Genomic DNA, 24891 nt, shown 5'->3' with positions numbered 1-24891 from the left:
ATAATTACTTACAATTAATAAAATAGTAATTATCATATAGGCTTAGTCTAAATACTTACAGGAGGAATTATGGATAATAATAGATATAGTATTTTAGCGAAGTTTCGTGAGGGGCATTATTTTTACTTAAACTTCAATAATCCTAGAATCTTAGATTGTTTAGAACAAGTTCCTCCACCACAGGGCCTATTAGCGCTTGCGCAGTGGCCAATCTATAAGCATGCAGAGATTGAGTTTTTTGTTGAACTGATCAATGGTAATATCAAATATTATCATTTGAAGGACCGACGTACAAAGGTTATGAAAACAATAAACCTCGACAAATCAGAATTATAAATTTAAACATAAAGAGAGGTACCACACTAGCTGTGATACCTCTTTTTTTACCATTCAATATTGGCAATAATTCCTGCATCATCATGAAGTTCAAGCATAATTCTAGCCGAAATGGAATCTCGATTTAATTTCTCATCAAGATAAAGTCGTATCGCAGTGATAAAGTTTACTGTGTTATAAAAGTCCATTTGACCATTCAAATAAGCTTCTGCAGTAAAACCTGCCATATCATCATACATTAACTCCACTTCAACATCGGTTGGCTGAACTTTTTTAAATTTTGCATGGAAATAACACAGTGCATTGATAACCTCTTGTTCAGATAATGTTATTTTTTCCAACTGTCCGTTACCTCTTTATTATTTTTACGTTTCATCATTTGATAAATTTTCATACAAATGAATACGATTAAAATAATGGCAGCTGCATTGATGGCAAAGCCTAAAATATTCCCGATAAGTCCCATATCAGAGAAAAGACTACCGAAGAGTAATCCAGCTAGACCCCCGATAAATAGGCCTTTCATCAGACCACCACTAGAAAATCCACCTTTAGATTGTGTAGCAGTTGATTTGTTATTTGTTGTTGTATTTGATTTATTAACAGTTGAATTTGTACCAGAATCATTATTTTGAACATTATTATTTGTTCCTGGGTTAGTGTTATAGCTTTTTTTACCTGATTTGTACGACTTTGCTTCGGCCGTTTCTACATGGTCTAAAAAAGGGATAACTGTACCAACACTTGAGAACGCTAAAGTGATGGCAATAAAAATTGCAGAAAGCTTTTTCATTTACTATATTTCCTCCATCCTTATAAACACAAATTCTGATTGTGCTTTTACTCTACAATTATATCAAAATATAAATAATATAAAAAATATTTGACATCGAATAGTAATCCGAGAAGTTTATTCGATATATTTTGAATCATCTGTACTTATTCTATACAAGGTCAATTATTCTAATATAGACCAACTAATAGTAATTCTTCCATTTTTGTAGATGAAAAAGTATGATAGAAAAGTAAATATATCTAGCATCAAATTATTGAAAGGAATGAATACATTGAAGGATGCACGTTTTAAAATTGCAAATCGAGAAGCCTTAATAGGCGTAGCTCTTGTTATCATAAATTTTGCTATTTGGTTTGGATTTGCTTACGGATTAGGTGAAGGCGACCCGAAAGAATATGATTTCATTTGGGGATTCCCGGCATGGTTTTTTTATAGCTGTATTGCCGGTACGATTTTTATGATTATTTTAATTTGGATAGCGATCAAAGTCCTTTTCAAGGACGTCTCATTCCATGACGAGGAGGATAAAGCATGATTCATTGGCAAGTTATAATTCCTCTTTTTGTCTTTTTAATCATTATTTTTGCAATAGGCTTTTGGGCAAACAAACAGGTGCGTAATTCAAGCTCGTTTCTACAGGAATACTTCTTAGGTGGCCGTGAAATGGGTGGCTTCCTGCTTGCTATGACAATGATGGCAACTTACGGAAGTGCATCAAGCTTTATAGGAGGTCCTGGTGTTTCCTATAATTTAGGGCTTGGGTGGGTGCTACTAGCCATGGCACAACTTCCAGCAGGTTACTTTGTACTAATGATTCTTGGTAAGAAATTCGCTATAATCTCACGTCGTTATGAAGCAATTACGCTTATCGACTTCTTAAAAAAACGCTATGACAGTAATATAGTGGTGTTTATTTCCGCCATCAGTATTATTGTGTTCCTATTTGCTTCGATGACCGCACAATGGGTTGGGGGAGCAAGGCTTATTGAGTCGCTAACAGGTTTAAATTACACGGTGGCTTTACTAATTTTTGCTGTAACTGTACTTGTTTATGTGGTTATTGGCGGCTTTAGAGCAGTCGCTTTAACAGATGCCTTACAAGGGACAATCATGATTATCGGAACAATCGTATTATTAATTGGAACAATTCTTGCAGGTGGGGGAATTGATAATATTATGGGCTCTCTTTTAAAAGAAAACCCTCAGATGCTATCACCTTTTGGTTCAGATGGCTCTCTTACACCTTTGTATGTATCTACCTTCTGGATTTTGATAGGGCTAGGTGTTATCGGTTTACCTCAAATTGCAGTTCGAGCTATGAGCTATAAGGATTCAAAAAGCTTACACCGAGCAATTCTTATTGGCACATTTGGTATAGGGACAATCATGTTTGGCATGCACTTAATTGGAGTACTGGCTCGTCCGGTAACACCGGGTATAGAAATTGCAGACAAAGTCATGCCGACACTGACTTTAGAGGTTCTACCACCTGTTCTTGCTGGGATAGTTCTAGCCGCTCCAATGGCAGCCATAATGTCAACGGTAAACGCTTTACTTATGCTTGTAAGTTCTACTGTCGTAAAAGACGTCTATCTTAATTTCATCAACCCTCAGGCGACAGACAAGCAAATTAAAAATAGAAGCTTTTGGGTTACAACAATTATTGGACTTGCAGTAGTGTTATTTTCATTGAATCCACCAGAGTTATTAATCATGCTCAATCTATTTGCCTTTGGTGGTTTAGAATCGGCATTTTTATGGGCAGTAGTATTTGGTCTTTATTGGAGCAAAGCGAATAAGTACGGTGCAATCTCATCGATGGTTGTCGGTTTAGTAATGTACATCGCCATTTATCGATTGGCTCCAAACGTTTTTGGGATGCACACAGTAACGCTTCCAATTATTGCATCCTTAATCACATTTGTTTTAGTGAGTTTAGGCACACAATCTAAATCTAGCTATAATCCAACTAAATTTTGATATAAATTAAATATTTTGTTTTCTTCTAAGGTATGTTAAGGTCTTAGTAATACAGATAGGACTTTCTTAGATGAAATGATCCGTAATGAATGATGGAGAAAGGGGTCGTTTCAAAAATGGCAAAGGATATTAAAGCTCAATATAATGGAATCATTTTACTGACAGGCTACTTACAGAGAGTGTTTGTTGCAGAAACGATATTAGAACGTGTAGGAGAACCATATAATCAAGAACGCTATGACATAGCCAAAGCTCTACTTGATGACGCCTACACAATCCTCCCAGTAGTGGAAGAAACAAAAACTGTATCTCAAGACCAAAAAAAGAAACTAGAGATAATTGCGAAGCACACAGGGGAGTTAATGAAAACATATTTCAAGCAAATGCCATTAACCTTTAACGAAAAACTAGCAATTGTGGGCTCATCTCTATATGCAGAGCAGCACGTTAATGCTGGGATTGTTAGACTTGGAGAACTATTTAACATTCAGGTAAATAAAGATTTCCACCAACGTGTTAAGTTTTATGAACAAAGAACGAAAATGATTGACTATCTTGTTTTTACGTTAAATCAAAAAGAAGAGTTAGAGGAACAATTCACCAAACCGATCGATCCATGGTTTGCGGATGTAATAAGAAATAAGGATTTAATTTTAGAGGACTTTAAACAAGTAGGGCAACTTTTAGAATTTTAAATAAAAAAGCTGATTGAAGGAGGTAGTAATAACTCCCAATCAGCTTTTTTTTATTCGAAAAATACTTTATCGACGTTATATTTAGCACGAAGGCTGTTAATCGCATATGTTTCGTAAATTTCACGTTCCATTGCATCATCAATTTCATAAACTTCAATTTTATAAATTTCGTTTCGATGGTTTTTCATTGGTGAAACGGTATCTTCGAAGTGTTTTTTGATGCGTTGACGAATTTTACGAGCCTTGCCTACAAATAGTACTTCATTTGCTTTGTTATAGAATAGGAAAAATCCACCTTTGTCACGAGTGATTTTATGGAAATCAATAAAACCATGGTAAGGTGTAATCGGAACATCTCCATCCTTTAACACTTGTTCACGCTGATAGATGATAACATCTGGTTTTGGTAATTCAATTTTAATCAAAATAGTTCACGTCCTTATTATGAATAGATTTCCATGCTACCACAAATACCAATGAATTGCTATAAAGGAAACAATAATCAATCGTTTTTACTCTCTATTTATTATTGACAACAAATAGAGCGGTTATAAATGAAAAATAGAGCTCCTACAGAAAGATGAGCAATCGACACTCAAAATTTTTTTGTAATGATTGTAATCTGGTTTTTCAGGGTAAGTAATTATTAAGGTAAACCTGGAGCTGGAAGGAATGAAGAAATTTTGAATACAAAATTAATCAGAACAACAACCAAAGAAGTACTACAAAAGAAAATTGCTGAGGAAAAATCAAAAGGTGCCATGATTTTAAAACAGGGCTACGAAAAGTGGCATAGATTACCTTATTTTCTTCGAGTTGTGAGATAAGGTAAAACGGTCGCGATTGTGTTTATATACGCAGTCGCTTCACCATTCTTCTTCACTTGTATTAGTTATTTTTAATCATTTAGGGTACGCAGTATTGTGTATCCTATTTTTGTTATACATAAGGATTGTGATGTTCATATTCATATTAAAAAGTAATGTACTTAAAAGTATAGTTGGTTTAAATTGAGACAAGCTCTAATTGAAACTTCGTATTCCTGTTCAAAGTATCTCTCTTCTTTTTATGACTTCTCTACTCAAAAGAACCTCTAATGGACTTCACTTTTATAAAATCGTTAATTTGATAATTTCCATGCCGGAATCAAAGAATGGAATTTAAAAATGAAGCTCATGAAAACGTGAATTATTGTATAAATAGCGAGTGTTATAAAGTAAGTTATAAGCCAGGTAAGAAGAGGTTCATCCAATAATAAGTAGAGCAATACCATTCCTACTGGGAAGGGTACTAGAATAATCAACCACATCGGGGCTCTTAGCGACTCGGTAATTGCGCCTAATGAGACTACAGAAATACCAATTATAAGTGCCAGAAAAACGGATAGGCCATTGCTGATTAGAAAGCTTCCAATGAAGTAAGATAGGGCAGTTAATAATATTGCCAAAAGAAAATCAAAATAATACCTCATCTGTACACACCTTTCTATTAAATGTTTTTGCACTATATATTTTATCATTATATTGATTGTAATAGGTATATGATTTGTGAATTTTCAGTCATTACACTACTTTCTTTGTTTATAAAAAACGCGCTGAATATGTTCTTAGCATGTTTATAATCCAACTTCATCAGGTTAATATACTACTATTCAAAAATTATTAAGTTATAATAAATACGAGGTGAGAGAAATGTTTGTTAGTGAAAAACAAATTGAGATTCGGTATGCAGAAACAGATCAGATGGGCGTAGTGTACCATTCGAATTACCTGGTGTGGATGGAGATTGGTCGAACACAGCTAGTGAAGGATGCTGGGTTTAACTATGCGGGGCTAGAGGAGCAAGGCTATATTTCACCAGTATTAGATTTGTCTATTCAATATAAAAAGGCCATGCGTTATGGGCAGGTGGCTACCGTGAAAACATGGGTAGAATCCCATACGAAATTAAAAACAGTTTACGGCTACGAAATTTTGCACGAGGATGGTTCCGTTGCAGCCACAGCAACTTCATTACATACTTTAGTTAAAAAAGATAACTTCCGCCCATATCCATTAGGCAAAGTAGATCCGGAATGGGATGCAAAATATCTAGAAATCGCACACAATAACGCATAAAAATTTTTCGCAAGGCTAGCATTTATTGCTAGTCTTTTTTATATGTGTTGGTCGGCTAGTTTTCATACATTGAAGTCGATGAACTGCATCGCGAGAGCATATTCGCTTGTGGATGCATTTCATGAGGTGGATGAACTGCATGGTGAGAGCAAATTGGATTAAGGATGCACTTCATAAGGTGGATGAACTGCATCGCGAGAGCAAATTGGATTAAGGATGCACTTCATAAGGTGGATGAACTGCATAACGAGAGTAAATTCGATACGGGATGCACTTCATAACAAGAATGAACTACATGGCGCATACAAATTCGCATCAAGATGCACTTCATAACAAAAATGAACTGTACCAAACGAGCAAATTCACACCAAGCTGCACTTCACAACATTAATAAACGCCAGCCCCCAGAAAACTCACTCCAAAATCTACTTCATATCCAGAATGCACCCCATTCCACCAGCAATCTCCACGCTATTGCCGCCTCATAACGCCACGCCATTCCCCAAACAGTTTTAACAACTTTCAAACATTTCGTGTCAAGCTACCAAGACGGAAAGAATCTTGTTATAATTAAGTTTATCTGTAAAATTCGAATCGAAAGGGAGGGGTGTAGTCATGGTGCAAAAAATGGAGACAATTGAGACGGTAAAATGCTTTATCGTCCTAACGAATACTGCTCGAGATGCCATTAAACAACACTTTCAGGATGAGCACTCCTTCTTTAAGCTACAAAACCCATTTGATATATATATAGAGAAGCAATCTGTCGAAGAGACTTCCTTATCCTTAACCCTTTACTTTGATAACCAACGAAATGAAAAGCTTAAAAAGAAATTTGACGAGCGGGTTGTCATTATGGACTGCGCTTTTGACCTTAAGAACGGTTTAGTTGCTAAAAGCTTCCGAACACGAGGGAAAAACACACCTGTTGCAACCAATCGCCGCCAACGAATGAAGATTCGACTTGTGCCATCGCGCATCAATGGCCATACATATCCAAAAGAATTTATTTCGACAATTGCGGAATTACCAGTTGCAAAGGAACGTTTTGACTTTATCAACAAACGTATTTCCAGCTGGGAGGGGTATTTAAAGGTTCAATACAAAAATGCTTCGATTGATGATATTGATGCGACCTTTAGCTCGATCCAATATAGCTCCGACTATTCCAAGGTCACTTTACGCTGCAACGGAATTGAAGAAAAGGAATGGAAGCAGTTAAAGGGTTTAAGTGCTTATGTTAAAGGCTTCCAGCGAGAAATTGGGGAGGTTGTTAAGGCTCATAAACAGGACCGAACAGTTGAAATTGAGCTAAATCCCAAAGTAGCAAAGCTTGCACGCTCTAATGACTTTGATTTCGCAACTGAACATATCACCTTTAGTAATGCTTCCACTAAATCACAGCTAAATCGTCTATTAAAGGGCTTTGAACGACTAAAAGAAGGCTTAGCGGCAAACCCGAATCTTGAAAATATTCTATTTGAGGATACGCCAAAGATCAGTGAACGAAAAACTGATGTAGAGATTGAATTCCACAACAATTTAAATGAATATCAAAGGGCTGCGGTTGCTGGTGCTATTTCAGCAGAAGATCTTTATGTTATACAGGGTCCCCCTGGTACAGGGAAAACTACTGTAATTTCAGAGATTTGCTATCAAAATGCCAAAGCGGGACTCAAAACTTTAATTGCGTCTCAATCGAACTTGGCCGTTGATAATGCATTAAGCCGTTTATTGAACAATAAAGATATTCGAATTCTTCGTTATGGACGTACTGAGAGTATCGAAGAAGAGGGTAAAAAATTCATAGAGGAAAATGTTTCAGAGTACTGGAAAAAGCAGACCTATGAAGCAATCACAAAGGAAATCGAGGGGCATAAATCAAAGGAACAGCAGTTAAAGGATGGAATCTCGAATGCTGAAACAGATATTGCTGACTTAAAAGAAATAGAAATTAAATTGCTAGAGGAAATCAAACTAAAAGAAGCTGCTAAGGAAAAATTAGCGGTCATCTCTGAAGAAATCACTCAGCTAAAAAAACAAATCATTCCACTAAAAAAAGAGCGTGAAAAAACGGAAGAAACGCTAGAAAAGCTTATAGAGTCACGCACTAAAATCTCTACACGAATTAATGAAATGAAGGAAAGCCTAAAAGCTATCGGTTCTGCTTCGACAATCGATGAACAGGTTCAAAAAGCAAAATCCAACATTCAAAAAAGTAATCGAATGCTGGAATATACTCAAGTAAAATCAGAGCTTGAAAAAATCGAAGCCCATTTAGAAGAAGCTAGAAAACAAAGTAAAAGCTTTGAAGACAGATCTAGCTCAATGGATTCAACAATTCAAGAGGTACAGGCCTTAAAAAAAGTACAAGATGTCGAGTCGTTTATAGAGAAGCATGAAATTCGTAGGGGATATGTCTTAAATCGCCTATTTTCTGACATGGAGAAAATTCATGAGCAGCTACTTGGCTACAAATCACTGAATGAAATATCAAGCCGCTTAGAAAAAGCCATTGATTTTAGCCAAACAACGCTCGCTATTCATGTACAAATGCCCGAGTTGCCGACAACTCATCATTATTCGCTCCAAGAGATTGATGAATTTTTAACAAAGTTAAGTCGTGCGTTTGCACAAAAGAAGATTAATAAAGACAATGGAGTACGTTCCATCCAAGGACTTTTCCTAAGAAAGCTTGCTATAAATCAAATCGCTCTTCGTTATCGTGCTTTAATCGATGAATCACTATTGGTATTCAACAAAATAAAAGAAGACATAGTGGATCAAATGATGCAGCAGGGCGGAATTGATGAGGGCTCGATGCTTTCATTAAAAACGAAGGAAGAAAATCTACTAGCTAGAAAATCTCAATATAAGGCTCAGCTACAAGCATTTGATTTTACAAAACAAGAACTTGAGTCCATTCCATCTGCTGCTGAGATACAAACTGTGCGTGAAGTTCTGGAAAAAGAAATAATAGAGCTTGAGCAAAACAAAGAAAAAATCGATGGTCTTAAAACTCAACTGTCGAAAAAGCAAGAAGAGCTACAAAGTGTGCAAGAACAAATTACAAATGGTGAAGCAGTTTTAAAGGAGTATATCGCCCAATTAAAGGAATACAATGCAAAAGGTATTCAGCTTGAAAAAGAAAGTGAGCTACTAGAAAAAATCACTAAGCAAAATCCAGAGCTTGAATTGGAAAAAACCAAGGAAAAATCCGAAGAAACAAAGCAACAAGTCCAAAAATTGCATAAAAAAATCGAAATGCTGCCAGTAGCACAGAACATGCAGCTTCAATGGAAGGCACTGCTTGAACAGGCAACAGAGCATGACTTGGACGAGATTCGTAAGCTTTATGTAAAACATGCAAATGTTATTGGGACAACCTGTGTCGCTTCAGCAAATAAAGAGTTTATGGAGAACTATCCGATATTCGATGTGGTTATTATCGATGAGGTATCAAAAGCAACGCCTCCTGAGCTTTTACTACCAATGCTTAAAGGAAAAAAAGTTGTACTTGTTGGGGACCATCATCAGCTTCCTCCATTAATAGGTGATGATACCTTCGAAGAAACACTGGAAACGGTTATTAAGGAAAGCGATACCTTTGAGGAGAAACGCGAATTAGAAAAGCTTCTTGAGGAATCTCTATTTGAACGCTTATACAAAAATCTTCCAGCTTCTAATAAGAAAATGCTGGCGATTCAATACCGTATGCATGAAAACATCATGAAAACAATTTCCCCATTCTATGAATATGAAAATGATTCATTACAATGTGGTCTTCCTGATTCAGATGCTTTACGCGATCACAAATTACAGAGTTCATTCATTAATCGAAATGAACACCTGCTATGGGTGGACATCCCGAACAAACAGGAATTCTTTGAGGAGCGCATGAAGGGTGGCTCTAGTTTACTAAATGAGTCCGAAATCAATGTTATTCGAAATATGTTACTTGATTTAAATGAGGCTACGGCAAAAGCTAAAGCTGAAGGACTAATCCTACAAGACGAATTAAAATCTGTTGGAGTGATTAGCTTCTATGCAGCACAGGTCAAACGCATTAACCGACTTATTGAACAGGAGCTAAGTCTGCCGCATCTACATATCCGAACTGGTTCAGTCGATAAATTCCAGGGGATGGAGATGGACGTGATATTGGTAAGCATGGTCCGGAATAATGACAACAAACACGGGGATATTGGGTTTGCCAAGGATTATCGTCGCTTAAACGTTGCCTTATCTCGTGCAAGAGAATTATTGGTATTAATCGGTAGTACAGAAATGTTCGTCAACCGTCCGAAAAAAGAAGAAACTCGTAAAATGTATAAAACGTTGTTAAATACAGTGAAATCTCAAGAGGGTTATCGAAATACAATTGAAAGCTTTATTTCATAAGGAGGAGCTATGGAAATACAATCCTTGCAACAATCACTTGAGTCAGAGCTTACAAAAAATTCAAAAGCATCCATCCTCCAAGCTGACACTTGGTGTGTTCCTGTTCATACTTTAAATGTTACGTATAAGCCCGTTGTTCGTACAAAAATGGATATTCTTATGAAGATGCTGTTTCTATCATTGAAGGATACTCAATTTGAAAGTGCCGAGCAAATCAGTGAAATTCTCCTTGTAGAGCAGCTTTTTGTAGAAGATTTATTATCTAAAATGCAAAAAACAGGATTGATTGCAAAAGTTGAATCCTTTTATCAGCTAACGGAGAAAGGGCAGAAGCAATTTGCCAATGGCGTCTTTGAAGAAGAACAGGATGAAACCGCAACGGAGCTTTTATACAGCCCGACACATAATAGTTTTTTAAATGGCGATCTTGAGGAGGTGCTTGAATTTGAGGACTTTCCGGAGCAAATTTTCCGATATCAGATTCAGCAAAATGAGCCTACATTAGAAGATAAATTAGTGATTCAAGAGCTACAAGCCATCAATGAAGATAATGATGACACTGAGGAAAACAAGCTCTTCATCACTTCGATTGATTCAGTCGAGGATGTTCAGGTAAATGACGTACCCTGTATCGAATTTTTGCTGTATGAGGTAGAGAAGGATTTGTTTACTTCACGTGTTTGGAATACATTATTGGATAAATGGGACGAGCAACTGGAGCAGCTCATTGGGGAAAATGAAAAATCAACCTGGCGTGATAAATTAGCTCAGAAATAGCAAGTGATTTCGATTATATATTTTAAATTCAAATTAATAGAAATATCGAATATTGCAAATATTTATAATCCATGTTAGTATTAGTTTAATTTCATCTATCTTATCAAGAGAAGCAGAGGGAAATGGCCCGATGAAGCTTCAGCAACCTCTAACATCGTTAGAAAGGTGCTAATTCCAGCAAGGCATATTTGTCTTGGGAGATAAGAGTGCGCGTATCGATTATACCCTCTCATTCTCACGCTGGAATGAGAGGTTTTTTATTGTCCAAAATAGAGTGAATTTGGCATGTAAAGAAATGGGGGAATATTAATGCCTATCAATATACAAAAGAATTTACCTGTAGGAGAAATATTACGTAAAGAGAAAATCTTCGTAATGGAAGAAGACCGTGCAAGCACGCAACAAATTCGACCTTTAAATATTTTGGTGTGTAACTTAATGCCTGAAAAAGAGAAAACGGAGCTACAGTTATTACGCTTATTAGGGAATACGCCATTACAAACCAATGTAACCTTTTTAAACACCGCTACATATGCATCAAGAAATGTATCAAAATCACATTTAGATACATTTTACAAGACATTTCATGAAATCAAGCATCGCCGTTTCGATGGAATGATTATTACAGGTGCTCCAGTGGAACGCATGGATTTTGAAGATGTAAGCTATTGGGAAGAGATTTCTGAAATTATGGACTGGGCTAAGCTGAATGTCACTTCATGTATGTATATTTGTTGGGGAGCACAGGCCGCTCTTTATAAACATTTCAATATTGGAAAGTTTGAGCTGCCAAAGAAATGCTCAGGTGTATACTCTCATGTTATTACGGATTTAACGGTAGACTTAGTGCGCGGATTTAGCGATGAGTATGTAGCACCACATTCACGTCACACTTCTGTTTCCTTAGAGGAAGTTCAAAATCATCCGGATTTACGATTACTAAGCTATTCTGAGGAAGCCGGTCCATTTATTGTCCAGTCCAAGGATACGAAGCATATTATGATTACTGGACATTTAGAGTATGACGCAACAACTTTGGCAGATGAATATATTCGAGACGTGGAAAAAGGCGACCCAGTAGATATCCCGGTCAACTACTTCCCGGATAATGATCCAAAGAAATCGCCTAAAAACACTTGGCGTGCCCATTCCTACCTGCTGTTCTACAATTGGTTAAACTACTACGTATACCAAGAAACACCATTCGAATGGCATTATATTGAGGATACAATTGAATTCCATATTTAATTTAGGGGAGCCATGTGAAAAGACACATGGCTTTTTAATTTGTAAATTTATATAAGCTGATAGACAGTTTAATCAAGTAAATGAAGAAAAGTGTCTTTCATAACAAAGCTGAAAGACACTTTTATTAAGTAAACAAAGACTAGTGTCTTTCATAAGCATGATGAAATACAGTTTTATCGAGTGAACAAGGATTAGTGTCTTTCATAAGCAAGATGAAAGACAGTTTTATTAAGTAAACAATGATAGTGGCTTTCATAAGCAAGATGAAAGACAGTTTTATCAAGTAAACGAATAATAGTGTCTTTCATAACGAAAATGAAATAAAGTTTTATCAAGTAATCGAAGGCTAGTGTCCTTCATAACCAAGACCAACATGAAAGACACTTCTTCAAGTCATCCAATCAATTTACTCTTATTTGACTGGAAACTCACAAATTTTTGGGTATTTCTTTATTAAGGATGAATAGCAAGTGTGATTAAAGAAAAAATACAATTGGAAGGAGGCAATATAAGATATGTCTGAACAGATGAATTATGGTGAAGATTACAAATATATTCCGATGACCTCGGTATCGAGTGGAAAGGGACAGGAAGTAAGACCGGATATATATTCCTTTACAACGCAGGTAGTTAATTTATGTATGATTGGTGAACCAAGCTCTCCGACAGGGTGGACATTGGTCGACGCAGGGATGCCAAAGTCTGTGAATACCATTATAAAAGAAGCTGAAAAACGTTTTGGCCCGGATGCACGTCCAAATGGTATTCTCTTAACTCACGGACATTTTGACCATGTTGGTGCAATAATCGAGTTGATTGAGCATTGGGGTGTGCCAGTCTATGCTCATGAATTAGAAATCCCTTATTTAACAGGACAGAAGAGTTATCCGGATGCGGACCCTACTGTTGAAGGTGGGCTTGTAGCAAGAATTTCTCCCTATTTTCCAAATGAGCCTATCAATTTAGGGCAGCATGTAAAACCTCTACCAAACGATGGTTCTGTGCCAATATTAAAGGAATGGCAATTGATACACACACCTGGGCATTCTCCTGGACACGTTTCATTTTTTAGAGAATCTGATGGAGCGTTAATTGCTGGGGATGCTTTTGTGACGGTAAAACAGGAATCCCTTTTTAAAGTACTTGTACAAGACCAGGAAATTAGTGGTCCACCTCGTTACTTTACAACGGATTGGAAGCAAGCCTGGTATTCCGTGAAAAAACTTAAGGACCTAAAGCCGAATGTTGCAATCACAGGACATGGTTTACCGATGGAGGGGCAGCAATTAGAAGATAATTTAGCTTTATTAGTAAATGATTTTGACAAAATTGCGATACCAAAGCACGGAAGGTATGTAGATGGCACTGAAAACTAATTTACTAAAAAGGATGTGAAAAACATCCTTTTTTCTATTTACTCGCCAAAATTTATCCCCCCTAATCTACGAATAACACCACTCCCTGGGTAATAGAATGATTTAAAAATACCCACACTCATCAAAAGTAATTTTATACCAATTTAATTCGTTTTTTTATTTCAAAATATCAATTACTTATACCTTTATCTTCTATGACTATCAAAGGGAGGGAGCCTCAACACAATTTAGCATTAAAAATAGATTTGAAAAGGAGTGAAGCAATGACAAATGAAGCGATTATAAAGTCTGCTACAAGAAAAAGAAATTTAAGAATCCTGCCATTTATCTTAATCTTGTATATCGTAGCTTATCTTGACCGTGTCAATATGGGCTATGCAGCACTTGAGATGAATGCAGAGATGGCTTTAACGGCGGAAGTGTTCGGTCTGCTTTCGGGAATATTCTTTATTGGCTACTTTTTCTTTGAAGTACCGAGTAACATGATTATGCATAAAGTCGGTGCACGTATCTGGATTGCCCGAATTATGCTGACATGGGGTATCGTTGTTGTTTTAACAGGATTTGTTGAGAGTGCGACACATTTATATATTTTAAGATTTCTATTAGGTGTGGCGGAAGCTGGTTTCTTCCCTGGAATTATACTTTACCTTACGTATTGGTTTTTAGAACGAGAACGCTCTAAAGCGACGGCAATCTTGATATTAGCATTGCCAATTGGCGGTTTAATTGGGGCACCACTTTCAACATGGATTATTGATACGATCTCATGGGCGAATATGTCAGGCTGGCGTTGGATGTTTATATTAGAAGGGATTCCTGCCTTAATTCTTGGGATTATCGTGCTATTTTACTTAACTAATCGTCCAAAAGATGCAAAATGGCTAACAGAAGAAGAGAAAAATTGGCTAGAAAAAGAATTAGAGGCTGAAAGAATTGCAAGCAGCAAGATTAATAAATCTACAAAACTATCAATGTTAAAAGACTTAACTGTATGGAAGCTATCTGCATTTTACTTTGCGGGTTATACGGGAATTTATGGGCTATCCTTCTGGGTTCCAACAATCATTAAATCATTATCAGAGGCAAATACTACGAATCTAGAAATCGGCTGGCTAGCAATGATTCCTAATATTGTGGCTATCCCAGCAGCTCTATTTGTTGGATGGAATGCCGATCGAACGGGTAGCCACAAAAAGCATTTATTAATCTGCCTAGTGATTGCATTAGTTGGATTTATCGGCTGTGCAAGCGTTTCATCGGTAGCGCCAATGGTTATCGTTTTATCCATTGCATCCTTTGGTCTTTATGGATTTGCAGGCTGCTTCTTCGCTTACTTAACATTCTTCTTTACAGAGTCTACAGCACCGGTGGGTATTGCATTAGTAAACTCCTTCGCTGCACTTGGAGGCTTTGTAGGACCGACGATTTTAGGTATGTTCACGTTAACTTCAGGAATGTTCTTGCTTGCAGGGATTATTGGTGTAGGACTATTAATCTTACTTACCATGAAACGGGAAAGTCCTTTATCCACTTAATGATTTGATAAGCAAATAAAAATGGGTAATCCGAATTTGTGGATTACCCATTTTTTATATTGAAGCATTAGTTCATTCAAACGTTAAATTGATAGGCTCCTCAGGTAATAGCTCATGGCCTGAATGAGTTGTAGTAGGTGTTTTTTCATCAACTACAGTAAATTGGAAATTATCTGCCCAAACTTTTCCTTTTCCAATTAAAAGAACTCCAAAATGAATGGACGTACTTTCTTCAGGTACATCTAGAACAATGGTATAGTGATTCCAATCAGAGGTCCCTGTTATAGACCGATTATGCATATTGTCAAAGGCAATTGAATCACCTGAACTGTTATCAATTCTCATCCAAGCACTTGCCTTTGTGACATCATCTGTCTTTAGAAAGCAGGATAGTTTGAGCCGTTTTCCCTGGTATTGTTTTGCTTGGAAGCCCTGCATCATTGTTGCAAATTGCTGATCGTTTACTTTTTTTATGGAATAAAGAACTCCTGATTTTGCGCCAGTGTGAAAGATGACAGGATCTACAGCCATTTCATAAGCCTCTGGATTACTTCCACTTAATGACCAGCCTTTTACATCTTCTTTTATACTCATTTCTTTTTCCTCCTTCATCATCTGAATTTCTCTCATTAGCTTTCGGAATTGTCCTGGTGGCAGTGAATAGACCTCTTTAAATGCTCTTGAAAAAGCTTCCTGTGATTGAAATTGCAAGGAGAATGCGATTGAGATAATCGATTCATTTGTTTTTATAAGAAGGGTAGCTGCTTTAGCTAAACGGCGCACTCGAACATATTCTCCAACGGTTAAACCCGTTTCCTTCTTAAAAATCCTTAATAAATGAAATTTTGAATACCCAACTGCTTTAGGGAGTCCATGTAAATTATCTAGTAAATGATTTTCAATAAATGAAATAGCCTGCTGAGTTAAATTGCTATAGTTCAACTACATCACCTCACTTCTGTATTAACTATAACTGATATTGAAATTAAATATTTGATTGAGATTGCTAAATTTTCCAATTATCAATTGTTTAATGTATCACTTTTTGATATATTATAATTAGATATATCAAAAAGTGATATAGTAGGTGGTGATTTTTTGAAGTCATTAGAACAACTAACAGATTCGGTATTTTACATCATGGCAGCACTTACTGAACCGAGGCACGGCTACGCAATCATGAATTTAATCGAGGACACAACTAAGGGGAGCTTTGTGATAGGACCTGCCTCTCTTTATACAATTATAAAAAAATTATTAAAAGAAGAACTAATCGTTTTGCATGATGACTCGGATTCAAGAAGGAAGGTATATGTCCTTACAGCTAAGGGCAGAGAAGTGTTAACGGAAGATATTAAGCGAAGAAAAGTAATGATTGAGCTTGCGGAAAAAGGACTAGAGGGGGACAAAACAATATGAAAAAAACAAAGTATATAATGTCTTGGGGTTTAGCCTTTGCAGAAAAGCAGGATTTAGAAAAGCTAAGCAAAAAAGCGAAACAAGGCTGGCGATTAAAAAGCCTTGCATTTGCAGGGTTTCGTTTAGAAAAAGGAGCACCTGAGCACGTTCAATATAGCGTGGATTATCGCTTATTAAAAGAAGGTGAAAAAGAGGAGTATTTAGAATTATTTTCACAAGCTGGCTGGGAGCATGTTTGTTCAAGCTATGATATCCATATTTTCAAGGCACCATATGGTACTACTCCTATTTACAGCGATACAGAATCAGCAGTCGATAAATTAGACCGACTTTTAAAGCCGGTTTCTTTAATTGGAAAGTTTATCCTTCCATTAACTATGATCTCTTATCTTTTAATGAATTTCTTAACAGGTCCAATTGAGCAATTTAGTAAAATCATCTTCTTAATATCAATGGTTTTTGCAGTGCCAACACTTATGATGGTTGTTGCGTTAATGCTGCGTAAAAAGAAATTAACGATAACAAAAAGCTACTAAAAAGAAATGTGGGCTATCCAGCTTAAGGATAACCCACATTTTTTATAGCAAGAACATCGCAACAATAGTCGTAACGACTAGACCGATTACTACAGGAATTAAATTTCGTCTAGCTAATTCGAATGGGCTGACATTACAAATGGCAGCAGCTGGAATCAATGCCCAAGGAACTAATGTACCTCCACCAACCCAGATTGCTGCAATCTGACCAAGTGCTGTAAGAGTTGCCGTACCTTCTCCAATTGCTGTACCAAACAGGTTAGCTATAGATCCAGCTAACGTAATTCCAGAAAAACCAGATCCATCTAATCCAGTAATTGCACCAACTGTTGTTAGAGTCATCGCAGCAACTTCACCTGTTAAAGGCACAATAGCAGCAAGTGCAACACCGAGGTCATTTACAATTCCTTGAGAGCCATTTGGTAAATATTCGCCAAGTACCGCTATAAAGCCCGAATCTCCTAAATAGAAGAAAGCCGCAATCGGGATTACAGGTCCAAATACTTTAAACCCAAATTGGAAGCCTTCGATTAAATAACTTGTCGTTTTCTCCAGTCCATCATTTTTATGAGCAAAGATAGCAAGCAGGATGAGAATAAAGACAGTCGTTCCACCAACTAGGGCAGTAGCATCTCCACCGGAAAGGTTAAAGACGGCCATTCCCACAACATCTAGCACAAATGCAACAGGTATAAGCACAGCAAAGAACTTACGTTGTCCTAAGCTTAATAATTTTGTATTAACAACCTCGTCTTTTTTCTCTTTATCAAATGTACCAAGCATTTCCATTTTTCCACGTTTCATATCACGTCTCAACATGAAAAAGGCAACAACCGTTGTAACAACACCCATTACAATAACAAGGGGAATGCTTGCAGTAATTACGTCAGATACAGGTATCCCAGCAGCATCTGCTGTTAACTTAGGAGCACCTTGGATAATGAAGTCAGAAGAAAGTGCAATTCCATGACCAAACAAGTTCATCGCCATAGCGACCCCCAGTGCCGGGAGCCCTGCACGAATCGCTACAGGAAGCAGAACTGCACCAAGTAAAGCAACTGCAGGAGATGGCCAGAAGAACCAAGAGATTATCATCATTAAAATCCCAATTGTCCAATAGGCAAGAGTTGGGTTTTTAATGATTTTAGTGAAAGGAGACACCATCACTTCATTGATTCCAGTCTTCATGAGAACCCTGCTCATGGCAACGATAATGGAGATAATGAGAATAGTAGATAATAGTTCATTGATGGCGTATATAAAGCTGTTAAATACCCCACTAATTGAAGCGGTAAAATCTCCCGTAGCCACAATAGCGATAACGAAAATCCCGATAATACAAATTAAAGACGTATCACGACGTCTGACCATAAACCCAATGATTAACACAATAAACGTCACATATATCCAATGTAACGCCGACAAATCAACACCCATAATTCATCCCCTCTGTTCGTTTACCCATAGAATATGAGGCGTATGACTAGATGGTGAGGAGGGGGATTAAGATAAATAAATTTTAAAATCAATAAAATATGTTATTAATTACCATCACTTCAAAGCAAATGTTAGGGTGAGAGTTAAAGGGCATTGTAATTCCATATTCGGAAGGAAAACGAGATATAAAAAGGGAACTATTTGATATACCAGATTAAATAAAGGAGAGAAGAGTATGAGTAAATCATATATTGAACAAGTACATTATATTAGAATTCCTGTAAAAGATTTAGAAATGTCTGCACAATGGTATAGAGATGTACTAGGGCTCCAGTTACTAAACAATACTGGGGAACTTGCAATTTTAAAAGTAAATGAAGGACCTTTTTTAATTATCCTAGTTCCTACCGAAGATGAAACATTTGCACATTTTACAATTGATAATAAACAAGAGTTTAGCATTGGCTTTACAAGTCCAGAATTATCTAAATTTCATCAACACTTAATTGATAATCAAGTTAAAGTCGAGGATATAAAAGAAGATAATGGTCATGCCTTTTTCCACTTTTATGACCCAAATGGTAATAGACTTCAAGTACACTGGTAAGCTTATAATAAATAAATTATCGTATTTCATTAACGGGTGCTTTAGAAATAAGAATGGGAACGTCCAAATCAGACGATCCCATTTTTTTTGCTAAAAAACAAGAATACTATTTAACAAAGCCTTGTATTAAAAAGTTTAAGTGGGAAAGTATTACTATATTGTTTGAACGAGTTTTACGAGTGGTAACCATTGACTTTTGTTGGAAAATTGGTTGACTGTCAACTGTTGCACGCCCTTAAAATATATCTAATCCAATATATGTTTCAAATTTTTTTGATATCTTTTTTATTATTAAAGATTATTTTAAAGATTATTTAATTTAAAATTCTGTATAATTTTTTCATTAAGCTTTCTGAGAGGGTGGTGTTGTTTAGTGCAAAATAGAAGTACAGAGTTTTGAAAAGGAAAAGTACATAACGTTGCAACTCAAGTTTCAACAAAAAAAGGCTTGCCAGCCTCACAATACTTCTCTACTGTAATTGGTGTCGAATCAATGCAGTGGAGGTTGAAAGGAATGCTGGCAATGCCTGAAATCAATTGTATCAAATTAATGAGGAATCAGAAATCCTTATCCATAAATAAAATATCAAAAACGCTAGGGATTAATTGGAGAACAGCAAAAAAGTATGCCGATGGAGATCAACTCCCCGAAGAAAGTAAAAAGAAAAAGTCTGGAATGATGTACGACGAGCAATGGGGAGAAATTGTAGGAGATTGGCTTTGGGAAGATCTTAAACTAAAGAAGAAAGATAGAAGGACAAACAAGGGGATATTTTCTGCACTTCAGAAGATGGGCTTCAAAGGGTCCTATCGGACCGTCTCTTATTTCATTAAAGAATGGCGAGAAGGAAGAGAAGACATTGAAGATGCAACAAAGGATAAAAACTATGAGCGTTTAATCCATCCTCCCTCGGAAGCACAATTGGATTTTGGATTAATGGGGGCCGTTAAAGATGGAATGTATGTAGATATTCATTGTTTAGTTATGACCCTTCCTTTTAGTAATAGCGCATTTGCAATTCCTTTACCAGGTGAAAATCAAGAATGTCTTTTGCATGGAATGAAGGTGATTTTCAAGCAGTTGGGCGGAGTTCCTAAGAAGATTCGTATCGACAATATGAAGACCGCTGTCGTCAAGCCAAGAAATAAGCATGAAGAGGCTGTCTTTACAAACGAATTCCTTCAATTTGCAAATCATTACGGATTTGAACCACAAGCGTGCAATCCCTATTCAGGAAATGAAAAAGGAAATGTGGAAAATAAAGTCGGCTACGTTCGCTACAATTTTATAACTCCTGCACCTGTCATAAAAGATTTAGATCACTTTAGCCAAATACTTGAACAGCAGCTAACGGAAGACCGACAACGCATTCATTATAAAAAACATGTTTCCTTACAGGAGTTATTGGAGGAAGAGCACCAGTATCTATTGGAGCTGCCCCAAGAAGAATATCCAGTTTTTAAACAAGAAGAAGCGAAGGCAAACAAGTATGGAGAAATCACTTTAGACAAAGCAAAGGTTTATGTTCCACGAGCCTATAATTATACAAAACTATCTGTCGTTAAGTATTGGGATCGTTTCAAGGTACTATCTCCTCATGGTGAAATCTTGTATGAGGATCATAGACCATATATGCACAAAAATCGTGAGATTCCATGGCAATCTATCATGAAGGCTTGGTTAGCTAAACCGCGTTCTGCAACCTATTCCCGCTTTTCAGCCTATCTCCCAGGCCGCATATATGAATACATCAATATCTCGAATCTTACGATTCGTAAGGAACGTTTGAAGTGGATCATCGGATTACTAGCTAATCATGATATGAATGAAATCAATGATCGATTTTATGATTTACTTGGCGGGCAATCAGACACATTAAAAGAGCCTGAGGACCATCCTTACGACATTGATTGGAGAAAGTATGATCAGCTTCAAAGCATCTCACAGACAGGAAACGAGGTGCAGCGATAATGAATCTAAAAGAGATGTGCAAAACGTTGAGGCTGGCGCATGTGAGTGATATTTATTCAGATATACCATGTGATGATCCAACCCAGTTTTTAGAAGCTCTGTTTCAAAAAGAACTACAGCTACGGGAGGAAGCAAAAGCTGAACGATTGGTTAAGAAGGCACGATTTTTACAGAAGAAGTCACTTTCGTCGTTTCAATGGAGTGAACATATTCACTTTCCAACACATATCGACTATAAAGAATTATGTACAATAAATTTTATCGCCCGTAAAGAGAATCTAATTTTAACAGGTGCCCCCGGCACCGGAAAGACTCATTTAGCTACGGGTATTGGATACGAGGCATGTAAACAGGGGCTTGAAGTTCGGTTTTATAGAGTTTCAGACTTAGCCGATGTATTGGAGAGAGCATGGAGCGAAGGCAAGCTATCACAGCTTCGGAATCGTTTTAAGAGTGTGGATCTAATCATATTGGATGAAATGGGGTACGTGCCTTTTAACAAGGAAGGGGCTGAGCTCCTCTTCCAACTCATCTCCGACTGGTATGAACAAAAAAGCTTGATCATCACGTCGAACTTGGAATTCAGTCAATGGAATCGCGTTTTCAGTGATTCTAGATTGACTGCAGCATTGGTGGATCGGGTTATACACCATGCCCATATTTTGAACTTTACAGGGGATAGTTTTAGGGTGACAAACGCATTATCAAGACAAAAATGAATACTCAGATGAAGGCTGGCAAGCTTGTGTATTTTTCTTTGCATTCTTCTGCACTTTTATCTTGCAAAACACAGGTGTTAAGCCTTTCTAAACAAATTGTTAATGAATTAGGCGGTAGTTTAACGGTAACCAGCATAAAGGATGTAGGAAGTACATTTAAAATTAAACTCAAAATTAACTAAGTTTTAATCATTTTTTTTTTATTCCCCAACATATACAATGCCTCTCATTTTAAGGGTAAATCTTGAATGCATCTTACGCATTTTAGATTTGTCCTTTTTTCTTATTCTTTTATGACATGCCGTGGAGACAAGCTATTCTATCTATAATCATTTATAAACTTAACATCGCTATTATGACAATAACATTCGCTGAACAATCCGCTGCTGGAACACAAAATGTTTCTGCAGCTGCAGAAGAACAATTAACCTCGATGGAGGAAATTCAGCCTCTTCTTTATCTCTATCTCAAATGGCAGAAGAATTACAAATCACAAATTGGAAGATTTAAAATATATAATTAGCCCCAAAAATTTATAGGTAAATTAATTAGCAATTTAGGGTTAGTATCTGAATAATAGGAACTGCTTCCTATTATTTAGATACATTACCTAGAAAAACTTAGGAAACATAGATAAGAAAATAGGAACGTATGGTGATGTTTATATGAAAATTGGTAAAGAGAGTACAGATATATTTAGCTACAATAGTCCACTAATCTAAAAGAGGGGAGGAATAGAATATATGGGGCAATCGATTACTTCTAAAGGGAAAAATACAAAAGAAGCATTAGACTTAGCGTTATCCCTGTTAGGTAAACAATTAACTGAAGTAGAAGTAGAAATCATTGAAAACGGGGAAAAAGGTTTTTTAGGTATTAAAACTAAGCCGGCTGTAGTAAAAGTTAAGGTGAAAGAATCAAATCTTCCAAATGAAGATGAGCCTAAATCAATCGAAGATTTTATTTCAACAATTGAAATTGATAATTATCAACAATCTACCCCTTTTAAAAATTCGCAAGAGCGTCTTAAACATGAAGATTTAAGTGGTAAAGCCTGGGTGAGGGATGGGAAAATTTTTTGTCAAGATGCTAAAGATAAGTATCCATTAATTAAACCATCAGAAGGAGTTCGAATTTATAAAAATGGAAAGTTAATTACCTCAACTGAAGTAATATGTGAAGCGGATGGAATTGAAGTTGAGCTTGTAAATGAAGATGTGTTACCTATATGGGAAGTTAAAATAAGTGCTGACAAATTGCAGGCATTTTTAGAAATAAAATCAGGTGTCTCAATTAGTCGTACATTAAAAGGTCAAGAACCTGAGCCACTAATTCACATTAAAACGATTGAAGTTCGTAAACCTCTCTATATTGAACCAAATGATGTGATTCGTAAATTAGAAGAACTAGGGATTGTTTATGGAATAGACTATTTGGCAATTAATTCCTCCTGTTCTTCTAGTGAGGATGGGACTTTCCTTATAGCAGAAGGTACTTCTCCAACAAAAGGAAAAGATGGTTACTTTCAACTTTATAATAATTTCGAAGTAAAAAAACAGTTGAAAGAAAGAAAAGATGGTTCAATAGATTTTAGAGATTTTAGAGAGTTTCCATCAGTTAATTTTGGCCAAATAATTGGTGAGGTCATTCCACCCGAAGAAGGGAAAGCTGGAATGAGTGTACTGGGTGAATTTATTGAACCTATGAAAGTAAATCCTCTTAAAATTAAGGCAGGAACAGGTGTCCTTCTTGTAGATGATTTAAAGGTGGTTTCAACAGAGTCCGGGTATCCAGAAGTCAAGATTAGTGGCCAATTAGCAACCGTTACTGTTATTCCAAAATTAGTACTCTATCAAGATGTAACTATTGAAACAGGTAATGTGAATTACTTAGGTGCAGTAGATATAAAGGCATCGGTTCAAGATGGTATGAAAGTAGAAGCAAAAGGAAATATCCTAATAGATGGAAATATTTATAGAGCGAAAGTATTGTCTGGTAAATCTGTTATTGCTAACAAGAATGTAATTGCAAGTCAATTAACAGCGGGTGATGGAAGTCTTATCAAACTAGAACTCTCAAATATATTAATGCGACTATCTGATGCACTATATAACATGAATGCAGCAATTACCCAATTAACTCAAGTATCAGCATTCAAAGTAAATTCACTTAAAGTGACCGGTCTTGCACCTCTAGTAAAGATTCTTTGTGATAGTAAATTTAAAGATATACCACTCCTTGTAAATGAGTATGTGAAAAAAGTTAGAGAACATGCAGAGCTAGATATCGAATGGAGAGAATTTGCAGAAAAGCTATATAGAGAGTTTACAAATCTTCATATTTCAACATTGAAAAGTGAAGAAGATATTGAAAATATCGCAAATCAAGCAAAAGATCTCTATTTATCCGTTGAAAGTGAAAACAAAGAGGATCTTCCTTTTATTAAGGCAGATTTTGTACAAAATAGTGAAATCTATTCAAACCGCGATATATTGATAACGGGTCAAGGAGTATATAGTTCAAATCTTTTTGCTAAAAGGAATATTATCGTAAAAGGATTTGTACGGGGTGGAGAAATCTACGGAAAAGATAGTGTAACGATAGGTGAAGTTGGTTACAAAACAGGATCCTATCTAAAAATTGCTGTTTCGAAAAAAGGATGTATTAAAATAAAAAATGCATCAGAAAATACTACAATTCAAGTTGGAGGACAATCTCATATTTTATTTAATAAAGCTAAAAATATCTATGCTAAATTAGATGAGCAAGGTATCTTGGTGGTATCAAAGGAGGAATTGAATGTTTAATTTTACTTTACAAAATGAGCCTGGTAGGTTGATTGTTAATTTAGAAGGAGATTTAGATATTGAAGCGACAGAAATAATTGAAGAAGAGCTAATAGTTAAAATACAGAATAGTTCTGGGAAGTAGAGCTAA

At 36.3% G+C, this 24891-nt stretch carries 24 protein-coding genes, 1 pseudogene and 1 riboswitch; of the genes and pseudogenes, 20 read left to right on the top strand and 5 right to left on the bottom strand.

From position 1 onward, the window contains the following. Window positions 1–69 precede the first annotated feature (69 nt). Complete coding sequence (locus LG296_RS10055; protein WP_107933448.1) at window positions 70–336, top strand: hypothetical protein; 267 nt, start codon at window positions 70–72, stop codon at window positions 334–336. Between the two features lie 47 nt (window positions 337–383). Here LG296_RS10055 and LG296_RS10050 read toward each other — a convergent pair whose 3' ends face one another. Next, a complete protein-coding gene (locus LG296_RS10050) occupies window positions 384–677 on the bottom strand; it encodes a YxcD family protein (RefSeq protein WP_107933450.1) in 294 nt (97 codons plus the stop codon). Further along, window positions 665–1129 (bottom strand): hypothetical protein, encoded by a 465-nt coding sequence (locus LG296_RS10045; RefSeq protein WP_107933452.1) that lies wholly within the window; start codon window positions 1127–1129, stop codon window positions 665–667. Before LG296_RS10045 ends, LG296_RS10050 begins: the two co-directional genes overlap by 13 nt. A 274-nt stretch (window positions 1130–1403) precedes the next feature. On the opposite strand from LG296_RS10045, the gene LG296_RS10040 reads away from it, so the two are divergent. From LG296_RS10040 to LG296_RS10030, 3 genes are all read left to right on the top strand, one after another. Next, entirely contained in the window at window positions 1404–1667 is a 264-nt protein-coding gene (locus LG296_RS10040; RefSeq protein WP_107933454.1) for a YhdT family protein, read from the top strand. After that, the gene (gene panF, locus LG296_RS10035) at window positions 1667–3112 is read left to right on the top strand and encodes a sodium/pantothenate symporter (protein WP_181417979.1); all 1446 of its coding nucleotides are present in this window, start codon (window positions 1667–1669) and stop codon (window positions 3110–3112) included. The genes LG296_RS10040 and panF overlap by 1 nt, the downstream gene beginning before the upstream one ends. Window positions 3113–3228: 116 nt before the next feature. Then, window positions 3229–3807, top strand: a complete 579-nt coding sequence (locus LG296_RS10030) for a hypothetical protein (RefSeq protein ID WP_107933458.1) — start codon at window positions 3229–3231, stop codon at window positions 3805–3807. 50 nt (window positions 3808–3857) lie between these two features. On the opposite strand, the gene LG296_RS10025 is transcribed toward LG296_RS10030, so the two are convergent. Beyond that, window positions 3858–4232: a nucleotide excision repair endonuclease gene (locus LG296_RS10025; RefSeq protein ID WP_107933460.1), complete on the bottom strand. Its 375-nt coding sequence runs from the start codon at window positions 4230–4232 to the stop codon at window positions 3858–3860. A gap of 258 nt (window positions 4233–4490) precedes the next feature. Between LG296_RS10025 and LG296_RS10020 the strand changes: the two genes are divergently transcribed. From LG296_RS10020 to LG296_RS09990, 7 genes are all read left to right on the top strand, one after another. Then, the gene (locus LG296_RS10020) at window positions 4491–4634 is read left to right on the top strand and encodes a hypothetical protein (protein WP_181417977.1); all 144 of its coding nucleotides are present in this window, start codon (window positions 4491–4493) and stop codon (window positions 4632–4634) included. A gap of 864 nt (window positions 4635–5498) precedes the next feature. Next, window positions 5499–5924, top strand: coding sequence for a thioesterase family protein (locus LG296_RS10015; protein ID WP_107933464.1), 426 nt, complete (start codon window positions 5499–5501; stop codon window positions 5922–5924). Between the two features lie 615 nt (window positions 5925–6539). Further along, complete coding sequence (locus LG296_RS10010; RefSeq protein WP_107933466.1) at window positions 6540–10325, top strand: ATP-binding protein; 3786 nt, start codon at window positions 6540–6542, stop codon at window positions 10323–10325. A 9-nt stretch (window positions 10326–10334) separates the two neighbouring features. Further along, window positions 10335–11102, top strand: coding sequence for a hypothetical protein (locus LG296_RS10005; RefSeq protein WP_107933468.1), 768 nt, complete (start codon window positions 10335–10337; stop codon window positions 11100–11102). Between the two features lie 97 nt (window positions 11103–11199). Continuing rightward, window positions 11200–11309: riboswitch (SAM riboswitch) on the top strand. Window positions 11310–11411: 102 nt separating this feature from the next. Further along, a complete protein-coding gene (metA, locus tag LG296_RS10000; protein ID WP_107933469.1) occupies window positions 11412–12350 on the top strand; it encodes a homoserine O-succinyltransferase in 939 nt (312 codons plus the stop codon). 515 nt (window positions 12351–12865) lie between these two features. Beyond that, window positions 12866–13726 (top strand): MBL fold metallo-hydrolase, encoded by an 861-nt coding sequence (locus LG296_RS09995; RefSeq protein WP_107933471.1) that lies wholly within the window; start codon window positions 12866–12868, stop codon window positions 13724–13726. A 263-nt stretch (window positions 13727–13989) separates the two neighbouring features. Continuing rightward, window positions 13990–15264: an MFS transporter gene (locus tag LG296_RS09990; protein WP_107933473.1), complete on the top strand. Its 1275-nt coding sequence runs from the start codon at window positions 13990–13992 to the stop codon at window positions 15262–15264. A 72-nt stretch (window positions 15265–15336) separates the two neighbouring features. Here the strand turns inward: LG296_RS09990 and LG296_RS09985 are convergent, their stop codons facing one another. After that, window positions 15337–16206, bottom strand: a complete 870-nt coding sequence (locus tag LG296_RS09985; RefSeq protein ID WP_107933475.1) for a helix-turn-helix transcriptional regulator — start codon at window positions 16204–16206, stop codon at window positions 15337–15339. A 156-nt stretch (window positions 16207–16362) separates the two neighbouring features. Between LG296_RS09985 and LG296_RS09980 the strand changes: the two genes are divergently transcribed. Both LG296_RS09980 and LG296_RS09975 read left to right on the top strand, forming a co-directional pair. After that, window positions 16363–16683, top strand: a complete 321-nt coding sequence (locus LG296_RS09980; protein ID WP_107933477.1) for a PadR family transcriptional regulator — start codon at window positions 16363–16365, stop codon at window positions 16681–16683. Continuing rightward, window positions 16680–17219 (top strand): DUF2812 domain-containing protein, encoded by a 540-nt coding sequence (locus LG296_RS09975; RefSeq protein ID WP_107933478.1) that lies wholly within the window; start codon window positions 16680–16682, stop codon window positions 17217–17219. Before LG296_RS09980 ends, LG296_RS09975 begins: the two co-directional genes overlap by 4 nt. Window positions 17220–17261: 42 nt before the next feature. Here LG296_RS09975 and LG296_RS09970 read toward each other — a convergent pair whose 3' ends face one another. After that, complete coding sequence (locus LG296_RS09970) at window positions 17262–18656, bottom strand: hypothetical protein (protein ID WP_107933480.1); 1395 nt, start codon at window positions 18654–18656, stop codon at window positions 17262–17264. Between the two features lie 235 nt (window positions 18657–18891). Between LG296_RS09970 and LG296_RS09965 the strand changes: the two genes are divergently transcribed. The 7 genes and pseudogenes from LG296_RS09965 to LG296_RS09935 all read left to right on the top strand — a co-directional run bounded on the left by LG296_RS09965 (window position 18892) and on the right by LG296_RS09935 (window position 24885). Further along, window positions 18892–19263 (top strand): VOC family protein, encoded by a 372-nt coding sequence (locus tag LG296_RS09965; RefSeq protein WP_107933482.1) that lies wholly within the window; start codon window positions 18892–18894, stop codon window positions 19261–19263. A gap of 493 nt (window positions 19264–19756) precedes the next feature. Next, window positions 19757–21235, top strand: coding sequence for an IS21 family transposase (gene istA / locus LG296_RS09960; protein WP_306460167.1), 1479 nt, complete (start codon window positions 19757–19759; stop codon window positions 21233–21235). Further along, window positions 21235–21954 carry an IS21-like element helper ATPase IstB gene (istB, locus tag LG296_RS09955; RefSeq protein WP_107937917.1) on the top strand — a complete coding sequence of 240 codons (720 nt, stop codon included), beginning with the start codon at window positions 21235–21237 and terminating at the stop codon, window positions 21952–21954. The genes istA and istB overlap by 1 nt, the downstream gene beginning before the upstream one ends. Before the next feature lie 8 nt (window positions 21955–21962). Next, window positions 21963–22136, top strand: a complete 174-nt coding sequence (locus tag LG296_RS09950; RefSeq protein ID WP_404426982.1) for a hypothetical protein — start codon at window positions 21963–21965, stop codon at window positions 22134–22136. A 188-nt stretch (window positions 22137–22324) separates the two neighbouring features. Beyond that, window positions 22325–22477: pseudogene (locus LG296_RS09945) on the top strand (methyl-accepting chemotaxis protein); the annotation flags it as partial. Window positions 22478–22697: 220 nt separating this feature from the next. Next, a complete protein-coding gene (locus LG296_RS09940) occupies window positions 22698–24761 on the top strand; it encodes a FapA family protein (RefSeq protein WP_107937028.1) in 2064 nt (687 codons plus the stop codon). Further along, window positions 24754–24885, top strand: coding sequence for a hypothetical protein (locus LG296_RS09935; RefSeq protein ID WP_268968905.1), 132 nt, complete (start codon window positions 24754–24756; stop codon window positions 24883–24885). Before LG296_RS09940 ends, LG296_RS09935 begins: the two co-directional genes overlap by 8 nt. The last annotated feature ends 6 nt before the right edge of the window (window positions 24886–24891 follow it).

This window comes from Ureibacillus chungkukjangi (assembly GCF_044795995.1).
Lineage (GTDB): Bacteria > Bacillota > Bacilli > Bacillales_A > Planococcaceae > Ureibacillus > Ureibacillus chungkukjangi.
The sequence above is the reverse complement of the archived record's forward strand: the minus strand, read 5'-3'. Positions and strand labels throughout refer to the sequence as shown.